Here is a 12878-nt window from a genome sequence, read left to right on the forward strand (position 1 = left end):
TTCAGGCTCGACTGGCCGAACCGTAGCAGCGGGACTCAGCGTGCCCCGACGAGCTTGTCCCAGGCGAAGCTGCCGACGGTCGCGGTGGCACCGGAGCGGTCGAGCAGCCGCAGGAGCGCGGCCCCGTCGCGTGGGCGGTCGGCGGCGTCCTGGGCCGTGGCGCGACGCAGCACCGGCACCAGCCGCGGCGAGAGCCGACCGACGCCGGTGAACGCGTCGGCGGGCGGGCCGTCGAGGATGCGCCGGGCGATGTCGACGATGTTCTCGCCGTCGAAGAGGTGGTCGCCGCGGGCGGCGAAGACCACGCAGCACGCCCAGGCCCACACGTCGGTGGCCGGGCCGGCGCCGTTGCCCGTGACCTGCTCGGGCGCCATGTAGCCGGGGGTGCCGACCATGTTCCCGGCCGGGGTGTGGTGGGTCTGGCCGACCACCCGGGCGATCCCGAAGTCGACGACCTTGGGCCCGGCGGAGGTCAGCAGGATGTTGCCGGGCTTGAGGTCGCGGTGGGTGATGCCGTCGTTGTGCAGGGCGGCCAGGGCGCGGGCGAGGGCGATCGCCATCCGGGTCAGGGTCTCGGCGTCGCGCACGGCCCCGCTCTCGCACACGTAGGCGTGCAACGAGGGCCCGTCGAGCCGTTCCATGACGATGTAGGGCATCGAGCCGTCGAAGCCGACCCCGAGGACGCGGGCGGTGTAGTCCCCGGTGACCTTCTGCAGGGTCTGCCCCTCGCGCAGGAACCGGGTGCGCGCGTCGACGTCGTCGAGCAGGTGCGGGGCGAGCACCTTGATCGCCACCTGGCCTGCGGTCCCGGCCCGGTGGCCGAGGTAGACCGTGCCCATGCCGCCGGACCCCAGGCGCCCGGTGAGCTGGTACTCGCCCACCGTCCGCGGGTCGTGCGGGGTGAGGGGCTGCTCCGGCGGCGCCATGTCGATCAGGCGCGTGGCGGTCGTCGGCGGCCGCGGGGCGGCGGTGGAGCGCGGGACCGGGGGCGGCGTCCGCCCGGGGCCGGAGCGGGGACCGGCCGGGACGGCGGCCGGGCGGGCCGCGGTCGGCGGACGGGCACCGGCCGCGCCCAGCGACGGCGCGGGGCCCTGCCGCGACCGGATGAGGCGCCGCTCCTTGGGGTCGGGCAGCTTGGCCGCGCGCAGGGCCTCGGGCAGCACCGGGGCCTCGGCGCAGAGCTTCGGGCGCATCGCGCGCACCGTCATCTGGTGGCCGAGCAGGAACAGCCCGGCGGCCAGCGCACCGTTCTCCAGGCCGACGATCATCAGCAGCACGAAGACCACGGCGGCGAACAGCCACGTCGTCCGCCGCTTCGACAGCGGCCAGGGCCGGGTCACCGGCATGGCGCGCCGCCGCTCGACGTCGAGGGCGGCCACGTGGAGGGCGGCGACGGCGAGTGCGAGGACCACCGACACGACCGAGGCGACCACCAGGACGGCCGAGCCCGAGCTCGGCGTCGGGAGCCCGGCGTCGTCGAGGGTGCCGACGACGCGGTCGATGAGCGCGCGCCGGTCGGCGTTGCCGCCGACGGCGAGGCGGGCCGTGAGCACCGCGCCCACCACCGTGACGGTCCCGGCCAGCGCGGCGAGGCCGAGGACGACGGGGACCGGATCGCCCGCCTGCCGGTGGAGGTGCCGGACGGCGCGGCGGCGCTCGGGCCCGGTCAGCCGGGCCACCCGGCCGGTGACCACCCGGTCGACCAGGAGGGCCTGGCGGCGACGGGCGACGAGGGCGCGGTAGAGCGGCGAGGCGCACAGCGCGAGCAGGAGACCGGCGGCCAGCGGGGCGAGGAGCCGGAGGCCGGCACCGGGATCGAGCGTCACGGGTGTCCCTCCTCGGTGTACGTCGGTGGCCCTCGGCCGGCTCCTGGGGTGGTCGACGTTACCTGGCGCCGCCGTCGGATCGGCGTGCGTCGGGCCGGGCGGGTCGGTGGGTCCGCGTCACGCGGCGGGCCACCGAGCGGGGCGCCTCGGCCGGGAGTGCGCGCAGCCGCTCCCACCGCCCGCGGACCGGGTGGCGCAGCACGACGTCGCCGAAGGAGTGCCGTCCGCGCACGCTCACGTGCAGGTCACCGCGGTCGCGGCGGTGCACCGTCTCGTCTCGGACGGCGCCCGCGGAGATCCGGAGGTCGTCCACGTCGACGGTCGCGCCCTCGGGCAGCACGATCGTCGGCGAGCACATCCCGGTGACGAGTTCGACGGCGACGACGGCGGTGGCGCACTCGGCCTCCGAGAGGTCGAGCAGCACCCGGCCCACCCAGCTGCGGACCCGGACCGTCGGCGGGACCTTCCAGTAGCCGCGGCGCGTGATCGACCCGCCGAGGCCCGCCTCGAGATCGAGGACGTCGCTGCCGTGGGAGGAGTGCAGCACGAAGCCGGGCAGGTCGGACAGGAGCCCGTCGAGCTGGTCGCGGTAGCGCGCGGCCTGGGCGATCGCGACGCGGTCGGAGTACTCCACGGGGGTCAGCCGCCCGGCCACCATGGCCCGCGCGAGCATCCCGGCGACGTCCTCGCGCTCGGCGTCGGAGGCACGCTCCCGGGGCGGTTCGACCGGTTCGGGTTCCTGCGCTGCGCGGCGCGCCATGCCCTGATCATAGGTCGACGCGCTCGGGAGCGAGGATGGTCGCCGTGGCGGACGGGCCGGACGAGGGTCGGCGCACGCAGGCACTCGGGGTCGTCCTCGCCCTGGCCGTGGCGGCCGTGCTCGGGTTCGTCGTGCTGGGCGGGCACGACCCGGCGGGCGCCCCCGTCGCGGGCACGCGCACGCCGACCACCGGGACCTCCCCGCTGACCGGGGAACCGGGCGACCCGGGACGGGCCGTCCTCGCCGTCAAGATCGACAACGCGCCGGAGGGGCGGCCGTGGATCGGGGTCGGCGACGCCGACGTCGTCTACGTCGAGCCGGTCGAGGCCGGCCTGACCCGCCTGCTCGCCGTGTTCGCCTCCCGCCTGCCCCCGACCGTCGGTGCGGTCCGCAGCCTGCGCGAGTCCGACCTCGACCTGCTCGCCGCCTACGGCCGCCCCGCCCTGGCGTACTCGGGCAACGCCCCCGAACTCGACGCCGACGTCGCGCGCGCGGCCATCGACGGGGTGTCCGCGGAGCGCGTGCCCGGCGCCTACCGGCGGGTGGGCGACCGCCCGGCCCCGCACGACCTCCTCGGCGACCCGGCGGCCCTGCTGCGCGCCGCCCCGGACGCGACCGCGCCGCGGGACGTCGGGTTCCGCTTCGGTCCCCCCGCCCCGGGCGGCAGCCCGGCCCCCGACGTCGTCGAGCGGGTCGGCCGCACCGAGGTGCTGGCTCGCGCCGACGGCGACCGGTGGGACCTCACCGTCGGCGGGACCCCCAGCGACGTGCGCCCGGCGACGATCGTCGTGCAGCGCGTCCCGGTGCGGACCTCGGCGATCCGGGACGTCGCCGGCGCCCCGTCGCCGACCGCGGTCACCGTCGGGTCGGGGCCGGTCGAGGTGCTGCGCGACGGGCGCCGCTTCCCCGGCACGTGGTCCCGCGTCGGCCCGTCCGACCCGACGACGTTCACCGGCACCGACGGCGCCCCGCTGACGTTCGCGTCGGGACCGGTCTGGGTGCTGTTGGTGGCCGCCTGAGATCGGGTATCTCCCCGGACATGGCTACCGGTGACAAGATCGACAACAAGACGGACGAGCTCAAGGGCAAGGCGAAGGAGGCCGTCGGCAAGGTCCAGGACGACAAGGACCTGCAGGCCGAGGGCAAGGCCGACCAGACCAAGGGCAGCATCAAGCAGGCCGGCGAGAAGGTGAAGGACGCCTTCCGCTGACCACGGTTCCGACGACGGGTCCGCGCGGCGGGCCCGTCGTCGCCCCGGGGCTTCAGTACCCGCGGGAGAAGCGGTTGCCCGCGAACCCGTAGACCGGCGTGCCGTCCGGGTCGCGGCGGGCGAGACGGTGCACCGCGAAGACGTTGACGCCGGGGATCGTGCCGCCGTTGACGCCATCGGTCGGCGTGCGCGGACCCTTCTCCACCAGGACGAGGTACTCCTCGGGCGGCGGCGCGGAGTCGACGACGCGGACGTCGTGCTCCCCCGCGCAGGGTCCGTCCTGCAGTCGGATCCGCATGGCGCTCCTCCCCTGAAGGCGGGGCCATGGTCGCACGACCTGGTTACCGGTGAGTCGCGTGGCACACCGGGGGCCAACTCCTTGACGCGCGGGTGTACGCAGAGGAGTCTCGACAGCGTCGATCATGCCCCCCGTGATCGACGCGAGCCCGGTCGGTGTCCCCCCGCCGACCGGGCTTCTCCATGTTCCGGCCACGCTCCGTCCGGATGTCGTCACCCGATGGCGCAACGCCGCCCCGAACGGGCTAGTCAGCGACCTCGTCGTCCTTCGTTCACCGATCCGATACCGGCGCGACCCCCGGACACGTGTGAACCGCGCGTGTCAGGGCATTCTCCGTGGGCCGGACCGTGAACGGCGTGTCGAGGAGGCAAGGCCCGTGGTGGACGACGACGAGCGCCGTCACCTGCGGGATCTGGTGCACCGCGCCCACGAGGCGCTGGCCGAGGTCACCGCCCGACGCTCGGGCTGTCCGGCCGGGGTCGACCGCTTCGACTGGTCGGCGGACCTGCTCGACGAACTGGCGCGCATCGCACTGCAGGTCGGCGACGCGGCCGCGGCGCTCACCGGCGGCGAGGACGACGAACTCGAGGCCCGGTCGCGGGAACTCGCCACGACGATCGTCCGACACCGGAACGACGCCGTGACCCCGCTGCGACCGGCCCGCCGGCGGCCGCGACGGGCGCCCGCGCCCGCGTCGCTCGACGCGCGCGCGTTGTCGCGGCACGCCTGACTACCCTGCTCGCCGTGTCCCGCCCCGCCGACACCGTCGGCCGCCTGCTCGTCCGTTGCCCGGACCGCTTCGGGATCGTCGCCGCCGTCTCGTCGTTCCTGTCGGCCTCGGGCGCGAACATCCTGTCGCTCGACCAGCACACCACCGCGACCTACGACGGCACGTACTTCCAGCGCACCGAGTTCGCCCTGCCCTCGCGTGACCTCGACCGGCTGCGGGCCGCCTTCGACTCCGACGTCGCCCGCCACTTCGCGATGGACTTCTTGGTCACCGACACCGCCGCCCCCAAGCGGATCGGCATCCTCGTGTCCAGGATCGACCACTGCCTGCTCGACCTGTTGTGGCGCACGCAGCGCGGCGACCTCGACGTCGCCGTCGAGGTCGTCATCTCCAACCACCCGGACCTGGCCGCCGCGGTGGAGTCGTTCGGCGTGCCGTTCGTCCACGTGCCCGTGACGCCGGAGACGAAGGCGGACGCGGAGGCCCGGCAGGCCGAGCTGCTCGCCGGCCTCGACCTGGTGGTGCTCGCGCGCTACATGCAGATCGTGTCGGGCGGACTGCTCGCGGCCGTCGGCGCCCCGATGATCAACATCCACCACTCGTTCCTGCCCGCCTTCGTCGGGGCGGTGCCCTACCGGCAGGCCAAGGAGCGCGGGGTGAAGCTCGTCGGCGCGACCGCGCACTACGTGACCGAGGAGCTGGACCAGGGCCCGATCATCGAGCAGGACGTGGTGCGCGTGAACCACCGCCACACCGCGGCCGACCTCACCCGCCTCGGGGCGGACGTCGAGCGCTCGGTGCTCTCCCGCGCGGTGCGGTGGCACTGCGAGGACCGCGTCATGCGCGACGGCGCGACGACGGTCGTGTTCTAGCCGGGCGCTGCAGCCGGGCCGCTGGTCGCGCCGCCGGACGGCGGCAAGATCTCGTTACGCGGAGCGAAGTGGTCGCTGAGCGACCACCTTGCTCCGCTCGACCGGATCTCGAGGCCGTCCCGGGCGCGCCACCAGGCCGATCAGGCCGCCGGGGCGCGCGATCGGTCGTCAGGCCGTCCAGGCGATCCACATCGCGAGGACGATCACCAGGAGCACGAGCAGCAGGGCGAGGGCCGGGACACCGCTGGGGGTCCTCGGGGTCGGCACGGCCATGGTGGTCTCCTCAACCGGACGGGGCGTGTGCCCCCTCATCGCGGCCGGCACGCCGGGTGTGAGCCGGAGTCACCCGATCGTGACCTGTAGTCCTGTTTCAGGACCGACTGCTACGTTCCTCGCATGCGGGAGCAACTCGACGCGATCATCGGGACCTGGCGCACCGAGGGCGAGGTGGACGACGGGACCACCGTGCGGGGCACCGACGCCTACTCCTGGCTGGGCGACGCGTTCGTCGTGCACCACGTGGACGTCGTGATGGGCGACTCGCCGGTGCGGGCGCTCGAGGTGATCGGACCGGTGTCGGCGTCACCGGTGCCCACCCGCGCCTTCGGCGGGGACGGATCGGTCGAGGAGTCGACGCTCGAGCTCACCCCCGACGGCCACCTCAGCTTCGGCGGCCCGGGGGCCCGCTCGGTGATGCGGGTCGACGGCGACACCGGCACGGGCGTGTGGCACCGGGACGGCGTCGCCGAACCGTGGATGACGCTGCGGTTCACCCGGGCATGAGCGCGTTCGACGAGGCGGTGTCGTCCGCCGACGTCCCGGGCGTGGTCGCGCTGGCGGCCCGGGGCGACGACGTCCACGTCCGCACCCACGGGTTCCTGACGACGGGTGGGGCGCCGGTCCGACGCGACTCGCTGTTCCGCATCGCCTCGATCACGAAGCCGGTGGTCGCGGCCCTCGCGGAGTCGCTCCTCGACGACGGCGCCCTGGCCGTCGACGAGCCCGTCGACCGCCTGCTGCCGGAACTCGCCGGCCGGCGCGTGCTCCGCGCGCCCGACGCGGACCTCGACGACACCGTGCCCGCCGACCGTCCGATCACGGTCCGGGACGTGCTGACCTACACCGCCGGACTCGGCATGACGACGGAGATGTTCGCGGCCGACCCGCCGTGGCCGCTGATGGCGGCCGCGACGTCGGGGCGGCTGAACACCATCGGGCCGCCCGACCCGACGCTGCCGCCGGAGCCGGACGAATGGCTCGCCGAGTTCGCCCGCCTGCCGCTGCTCGCGCAGCCCGGGGAGCGCTGGCTCTACCACGCCTCGGGCCAGCTGCTGGGCGTCCTGCTCGCCCGCGCCGGCGGCCGCCCGCTCCCCGACCTGCTGTCCGAGCGTGTGTTCACGCCGCACGGCATGGCCGACACCGGGTTCTGGACCACCGCGACCGACCGGCTCGCCACGGCCTACGACGGGGACGGCGTGTGGGACGCGCCGGACGGCCACTGGTCCCGCCCGCCCGCGTTCCCGGACGGGGCGGGCGGCCTGGTCTCCACCGTCGACGACCTGCTGGCGTTCGCGCGCGCCCTGCTCCACCGGCCGCCGATGACCCGCGACCAGCTGACCCCCGCCCAGCGCGCGAGCGCCCTGGCGTCGGGCTTCCTCGACCCCGCGTCGAGCTGGGGCTTCGGCGTCTCCGTGACGGTCGACGGGCCACGGGCGGGGTCGTTCGGCTGGGCGGGCGGGCTCGGCACGAGCTGGCACGTCGACCCGGTGCGCGACCTCGTCGTCGTGGTGCTGACCCAGAAGCTGTTCTCGGGCCCCCGCGACGTCGCGCTCCACACCGCGGTCGTCGACGCGGCCTACGCGGAGTTCGTGGACCGCGTCCCGACGTGAACGGCGCATCCCTGTCACCGGACGCGTCAGCGGGGCCACCGACCCGTCCGGTGTCCCGCCCGGTGGCATCCTCGGCGGGGTGAGCCGGATCCAGCGTCACGACGACGGGCTCGAGGTCGAGATCCATCCCGGCCGCGAGGAGTTCGCCGCGCGCGTGGTGGCCGAGCGCGAGGCCCTCGTCGGGAAGGCCCTGCACCTGCTGTCGCTCTACCTGCACCACGACCGACGCGGGTTCTGGCTCGACACCATCACCGTGCCGAGCGCCGGGGAGGCCGAGCTCAGCTTCTCCTGGTCCTCCGCCGACGAGCCGGAGGCCGAGGCCTACACCCGGTTCGACGTGTTCTTCTCGGCCGACCTGCACCCGGTCGGGTTCGCCGTGCGCTTCCACTGACGGGCCGGCCCCGAGGGTCACGTCAGGCAGCGCCGGCACCTCCGGAACCTGCCCGGCGTGGACCTCGCGGCGGGCTCAGTTCCCCGACCAGCGCTGCGGCGCCACCGCGGTGACGGCGCTGGCCGCCGCCTTGGCCGAGGCCGCCGTCGGGGCGGGCAGGTTCACCGCCGTCGGCACCGGCTGCGGCGTCGGGGCGCACTGCGCGTCGGACCCGCCGCCCGCCTTCCGGGCCGGCAACGAGCCGTCGGCCAGGTAGCGGGCCACGATCTGGTCCTCGCACGGGGCCTGCCCCTGCAACGTCCCGGCGTGCGTCGTCCCCCCGGTGCCCTCGACGAGGGCCGACTTCGGGAAGGACTGCCGCACGGCCAGCGCGCCGGCGTACGGCGTCGCCGCGTCCAGGGTCTCGGAGACCAGCAGGATCGGCGGTGCCGCGGCGCCGTTCACGGCCGTCGGCCGCCCGGCCGGGGCCGGCCAGAAGGTGCAGGGCGCGTTGAACCAGGCGTTGGCCCAGGTCTCGAACGGTGCCTTCGGGAAGAGCGCCGCGTTCTTCTGCCGGAACTGCGGGTAGCGCGACCACGGGGCGTCGGAGCACTGCACGCCGAGGTAGACCGCGTACCCGTTGTCGTCGGTCGGTGCCGGGTAGAGCGCGAGCAGCCCGGCGGGATTCTGCTGGTTGACCCAGGCCGAGAACGCGGACGCGATGTCCTCCCAGCCGTACACGTAGTAGCCGGCCTGCAGGAAGATGTCGTTCCACTCCGAGGAGCCGATGAGTCCGCCGGCCGGCTGGGTGCGCAGCTTCTGGTACTGCTCGTCGTAGCGCGCCCGCACCGCCTGCTGGGTGGTGCCGAGGTGGTAGACGGCGTCGTACTTCGCCACCCACGCGAAGAACACGCCGATCGAGCGCTCGAACGCGACGTCCTGGTCGTAGTTGCCCTGCTCCCAGACCTTCGACGGATCGACGACGCCGTCGAGCACCATCCGCCGGGTCTGCTGCGGGTGCAGCGTCGCGTAGGTCGTGCCGAGGTAGGTGCCGTAGGAGAACCCGTAGAAGTTGATCTGCCGCTCGCCGAGCGCCTTGCGGATCGACTCCATGTCCTCGACGGTGTCGGTCGTCCGCAGGTGCTTCAGCAGGTCGCGCCCGGCGACCGCACAGGCCGCCGTGTACCGGGACGTCTTGGCGAGCCACGCCGCCTCGGCCCGCGGATCCTCGGTGGCCACGTAGTACGGGCGGTTGTAGCCCGCGTAGGTCTTGTCGCACGACAGCGACGGCTCGCTCGCGCCCACGCCGCGCGGGTCGAACCCGATCCAGTCGTAGGCGTTCCCGGCGCCGTTCGGCACGCGGGACCGGAGCCGGGAGAGACCGAGGCCGGAGCCACCGGGACCACCGGGGTTCACCAGCATGATCCCCTGCGACTGCGGGGTCGTGTGGGCGATCCGCGAGATCGCGATCCGGATCTTCTGCCCGGCCGGGTTCGCGTAGTCCAGGGGGACGGTGACGAACCCGCACCGGGCGCCCGCGGTGACCAGGGACGGCGTGGTGCACGGCCCGAACGTCACGGGTGGCGGCTGGTAGCCCGGCGCCGGGGCGGCCTGGGCCGGCACGGCGGTCAGGGCTCCGACGACGGTGAGGAGCAGGACGGCGACGAGACCGACGAGTCGAGTACGCAGGGGGCGCTCCTCACACGGATCCGATGACGCTCCGACTCTAAACACCCACACGGGGTAACGGAGTAGTCCTGTCCGATTCCTCCCCGGACGTGATCGGCGTAGTGCGACCATCGAGGCGTGGAGTTCGTGGACTGGTCCGACGACGGCCCGGCGGTGGTCCTGCTCGACCAGCGCGCCCTGCCGCACGAGACGGTGTGGCTGACGCTGCGCACGATCGACGAGGTGGTCGACGCCATCCGGAGCCTCGCCGTGCGCGGGGCACCGAGCCTGGGGATCGTCGGGGCCTACGGCGCCGCGCTCGCCTGCGCGCTCGGGACACCGGAGGCGGCCGAGCTCGTCGCGATCGCCCGCCCGACCGCGGTGCCGCTGAGCCTCGGCGTCCGCCGCGTGCTGACCCGCGCCGACGACGGCCCCGCGGCCGCCCTCGAGGAGGCCCGCGCGGTGGCGACCGAGGCCGCCGTCGTGAACGCCCGGGCCACCGAGCGCGCTGCCGACCTGGTCCAGGACCTGTGCGACGGGCCGGTCCGGGCGCTGACCGTGTGCAACACCGGCGACCTCGCCTGCGGCCCCGGCGGCTCCGCCCTCGGCGCGATCCTCCGGCTGCACGACCGCGGCGCTCTCACCGAGGTGCTCGCCTGCGAGACGCGGCCGCTGCTCCAGGGCGCGCGCCTCACCGTGTGGGAGCTCGCCCGCGCCGGCGCCCCGCACCGGCTGTGCGTGGACTCCGCCGGGCCGGCGGCCATCGCGTCCGGGCTGGTCGACGCGGTGCTGGTCGGCGCGGACCGGATCGCGGCGAACGGCGACACCGCCAACAAGATCGGCACGTACTCGCTCGCCTGCGCCGCCGCCCGGTCCGGCGTGCCGTTCCTCGTCGTGGCCCCCGAGGAGACCATCGACCCGGGTACGGCCACCGGGGCCGACATCGTCGTCGAGGAGCGCGGCGCCGAGGAGGTCCGCGGGACGACGACGCTCGCCGACACCCCCGTCTACAACCCCGCCTTCGACGTCACCCCGTTCGACCTCATCACCGCCGTCGTCACCGAGAAGCAGGTCTGGCGCTAGCCGACCAGGCGCTCCGAGACCTCCCACAGCCGCTCGGCGTTCGCCGGGTCGAGCGCGAAGGGTGCGACCCCGTGCCGGCCGTCGGCCTGCGTCCGGTCGGTCAGCACGGTCGCCTCGTGGCAGTCCTCGAAGTACCGCCCGCCCACGCCGTCGAGCAGCGGGGACACCGCGCACAGCACCGAGGTCGACGCGCCCTGCTCCGTGGTCTTCATCGGAGCGGTCGCGCCCGCCGCCCGTCGCGCGGCCAGCAGCGCCTCCGTGTCCACGTGGCGCTGCAGCCCCGTTGCGATGCCGCCCGGCATCAAGGCGTTCACGGTGATCCCGTCGTCCGCCCAGCGCCGCGTGGCCTCGACGGCGAACAGCACGTTGGCGGTCTTCGACTGGGCGTAGCCGATCCACGGGTCGTACTGGACGAACGAGAAGTTCAGGTCGTCGAACAGCACGGGCAGGCGCAGGTGCGCCGAGGACGACACCGCCACGACCCGCGCCCCGTCGGCGGCCGCGAGCGCCCGGTGCAGGCCCGTGGCCAGCGCGAAGTGCCCGAGGTGGTTCGTCGCGAACTGCGCCTCCTGCCCGTCGATCAGCGTGCGCTCCGGCAGCGCCATCACGCCGGCGTTGTTCACCAGCAGGTGCAACGGGCCCTCCCAGCCGTCGACGAACGCGGCGATCGAGGCGCGGTCGCCGAGCTCGAGCGGCCTGACGTCGACCTTCCCGCCCTGCGCGCGGATGTCCGCCGCGACCTTCTCCCCGGCCTCGAGGTTCCGAACGGCGAGCGTCACCTCGGCGCCGTGGGTGGCCAGCGTGCGCGCGGTCTCGACGCCGATCCCCGACGAGGCCCCGGTGACGACGGCCCGCTTCCCGGTCAGGTCGATCCCGGCGGCGACCTCGTCGGCGGTCGAGAACTCACCGAAGGGGGTCTGGATGGTCATGGTCGTGCTCCCCTGAAACGTAGGGCGCCTACGGATACGGCTCGACCGTACCACCGAAACGTAGGAGCACTACGCTTGTCGACGTGCCCCGTGCCGACGCCCGCGCGAACCGGGCCGCCCTCCTCGCGAGCGCGGCCCGCCGCTTCGCGTCCGACGGCCCGGACGTCGCGCTGGAGAAGGTCGCCCGCGACGCGGGCGTGAGCATCGCGACGCTCTACCGGCACTTCCCGCACCGCGAGGCCCTCGTCGCGGCCACGTACGCGCGCGAGATCGAGGAGCTCGGCGAGGTTCCCGACGACGGGTCCGGGGCGGTCGCGCTCGCCCGCTGGCTCCTGCGCTTCGTCGAGTTCGCGCGGACGAAGCGAGCCCTCGGCGACCTGCTGCACGCCCCCGGCGCGGACCACCCACCGGCCCGCGGGGTCATGCTCGACGCCCTCGACCGCATCCTGGCCCGGGGCCGGGCCGACGGGACGCTGCGCGACGACCGCGACCCCGCCGACGTGCTCGCCCTGCTCGCGGGCCTGTGGACCCTGCCCGACGACGAGACCTGGCCGCTCCGTGCCGACCGGCTCGCGGGCTTCGTCCTGGACGGGCTGACGACGGCGCGCTGAACCGCTCAGCCCCGGAACGCGCGCGCCGCCGCGACGCCGGCGTCGAGGTCCCAGTCCGGGACGTCGGCGACCGCGCGCAGCTGCTCGCGCGTCAGGTCCGCGCCCGCCGCGATCAGCGCGGCGACCGCGTCCGGCCGCACCGGGTCCGGGACCTCGTTCTCCACGAACTCGACGACCATCTCCGCGCACCGCTCGTCGTCGACGAACACCGGGTGCAGCGAGGAGAACCCGTCGGAGAGGTCGTAGGGCGCCCTCCACCAGCGCTCGCCGTCGTAGCCGTAGACGAAGCCGACCCACTGCTGGCGGGCCATGCCGTCGACCGCGGGCGCCTCCCACCAGTCCGGCGCCCCCGCGAGCAGGTCGGTCTCCTCCTCCTGGAAGTACGTCGCCGCCTCGCGGAAGTAGGTGTCGGAGTACTCGTGGTCGTTGCCGACGAGCACGGCGCGCCCGTCACCGACGAGGTGCAGGTCGGCCCAGTTGCCCCCGCCGTCGTCGTAGTGCCAGCGGCCGGGTTCGGCGAAGGCGCCGCTCCCCCAGCCGCGGGCGCCGAGGATCGCGGCGAAGGCGGCCCAGCGGCCGCGCATGGTCGTCGGGGCGGGCAGGTCGACCGGGACGAGAGCCATGCCCGGCAT

General features: G+C 74.7%; 15 protein-coding genes. 9 read left to right on the forward strand and 6 right to left on the reverse strand.

The features are described from left to right. Positions 1 to 35 precede the first annotated feature (35 nt). Together LN037_RS33620 and LN037_RS14695 are read right to left on the reverse strand one after the other, a co-directional pair. On the reverse strand, positions 36 to 1826 hold the full coding sequence (locus LN037_RS33620; RefSeq protein ID WP_230753833.1) for a serine/threonine-protein kinase: 1791 nt from the start codon (positions 1824 to 1826) through the stop codon (positions 36 to 38). Positions 1827 to 1884: 58 nt separating this feature from the next. Then, positions 1885 to 2586, reverse strand: a complete 702-nt coding sequence (locus LN037_RS14695) for a DUF1707 SHOCT-like domain-containing protein (protein WP_230753835.1) — start codon at positions 2584 to 2586, stop codon at positions 1885 to 1887. A gap of 35 nt (positions 2587 to 2621) precedes the next feature. Between LN037_RS14695 and LN037_RS14700 the strand changes: the two genes are divergently transcribed. Further along, positions 2622 to 3605, forward strand: coding sequence for a DUF3048 domain-containing protein (locus LN037_RS14700; protein ID WP_230753837.1), 984 nt, complete (start codon positions 2622 to 2624; stop codon positions 3603 to 3605). A 20-nt stretch (positions 3606 to 3625) separates the two neighbouring features. After that, complete coding sequence (locus LN037_RS14705) at positions 3626 to 3796, forward strand: CsbD family protein (RefSeq protein WP_230753839.1); 171 nt, start codon at positions 3626 to 3628, stop codon at positions 3794 to 3796. A gap of 52 nt (positions 3797 to 3848) precedes the next feature. On the opposite strand, the gene LN037_RS14710 is transcribed toward LN037_RS14705, so the two are convergent. Next, positions 3849 to 4094: a hypothetical protein gene (locus LN037_RS14710; RefSeq protein WP_230753841.1), complete on the reverse strand. Its 246-nt coding sequence runs from the start codon at positions 4092 to 4094 to the stop codon at positions 3849 to 3851. 376 nt (positions 4095 to 4470) lie between these two features. Here LN037_RS14710 and LN037_RS14715 point away from each other — a divergent pair, with 376 nt between their 5' ends. From LN037_RS14715 to LN037_RS14735, 5 genes are all read left to right on the forward strand, one after another. Next, a complete protein-coding gene (locus LN037_RS14715; RefSeq protein ID WP_230753842.1) occupies positions 4471 to 4824 on the forward strand; it encodes a hypothetical protein in 354 nt (117 codons plus the stop codon). A 14-nt stretch (positions 4825 to 4838) separates the two neighbouring features. After that, positions 4839 to 5696 (forward strand): formyltetrahydrofolate deformylase, encoded by an 858-nt coding sequence (purU, locus tag LN037_RS14720; protein ID WP_230753844.1) that lies wholly within the window; start codon positions 4839 to 4841, stop codon positions 5694 to 5696. 396 nt (positions 5697 to 6092) lie between these two features. After that, the gene (locus LN037_RS14725; RefSeq protein ID WP_230753846.1) at positions 6093 to 6479 is read left to right on the forward strand and encodes a hypothetical protein; all 387 of its coding nucleotides are present in this window, start codon (positions 6093 to 6095) and stop codon (positions 6477 to 6479) included. After that, positions 6476 to 7585, forward strand: a complete 1110-nt coding sequence (locus LN037_RS14730; protein ID WP_230753847.1) for a serine hydrolase domain-containing protein — start codon at positions 6476 to 6478, stop codon at positions 7583 to 7585. Before LN037_RS14725 ends, LN037_RS14730 begins: the two co-directional genes overlap by 4 nt. A gap of 79 nt (positions 7586 to 7664) precedes the next feature. Beyond that, positions 7665 to 7976, forward strand: coding sequence for a hypothetical protein (locus tag LN037_RS14735; protein WP_230753848.1), 312 nt, complete (start codon positions 7665 to 7667; stop codon positions 7974 to 7976). A gap of 75 nt (positions 7977 to 8051) precedes the next feature. Here LN037_RS14735 and LN037_RS14740 read toward each other — a convergent pair whose 3' ends face one another. Continuing rightward, positions 8052 to 9644, reverse strand: coding sequence for an alpha/beta fold hydrolase (locus LN037_RS14740; RefSeq protein ID WP_255694212.1), 1593 nt, complete (start codon positions 9642 to 9644; stop codon positions 8052 to 8054). A 117-nt stretch (positions 9645 to 9761) separates the two neighbouring features. On the opposite strand from LN037_RS14740, the gene mtnA reads away from it, so the two are divergent. After that, positions 9762 to 10706 carry an S-methyl-5-thioribose-1-phosphate isomerase gene (gene mtnA / locus LN037_RS14745; RefSeq protein WP_230753853.1) on the forward strand — a complete coding sequence of 315 codons (945 nt, stop codon included), beginning with the start codon at positions 9762 to 9764 and terminating at the stop codon, positions 10704 to 10706. Here the strand turns inward: mtnA and LN037_RS14750 are convergent. Further along, positions 10703 to 11635: an SDR family NAD(P)-dependent oxidoreductase gene (locus LN037_RS14750; protein ID WP_230753856.1), complete on the reverse strand. Its 933-nt coding sequence runs from the start codon at positions 11633 to 11635 to the stop codon at positions 10703 to 10705. The genes mtnA and LN037_RS14750 overlap by 4 nt on opposite strands. 83 nt (positions 11636 to 11718) lie before the next feature. Here LN037_RS14750 and LN037_RS14755 point away from each other — a divergent pair, with 83 nt between their 5' ends. After that, positions 11719 to 12246: a TetR/AcrR family transcriptional regulator gene (locus LN037_RS14755; protein ID WP_230753858.1), complete on the forward strand. Its 528-nt coding sequence runs from the start codon at positions 11719 to 11721 to the stop codon at positions 12244 to 12246. Positions 12247 to 12251: 5 nt separating this feature from the next. Here the strand turns inward: LN037_RS14755 and LN037_RS14760 are convergent, their stop codons facing one another. Then, a complete protein-coding gene (locus LN037_RS14760; protein ID WP_230753859.1) occupies positions 12252 to 12869 on the reverse strand; it encodes a proteophosphoglycan 5 in 618 nt (205 codons plus the stop codon). Between the last annotated feature and the right edge of the window lie 9 nt (positions 12870 to 12878).

This window comes from Actinomycetospora soli, from assembly GCF_021026295.1.
In the GTDB taxonomy this organism is placed as follows: domain Bacteria; phylum Actinomycetota; class Actinomycetes; order Mycobacteriales; family Pseudonocardiaceae; genus Actinomycetospora; species Actinomycetospora soli.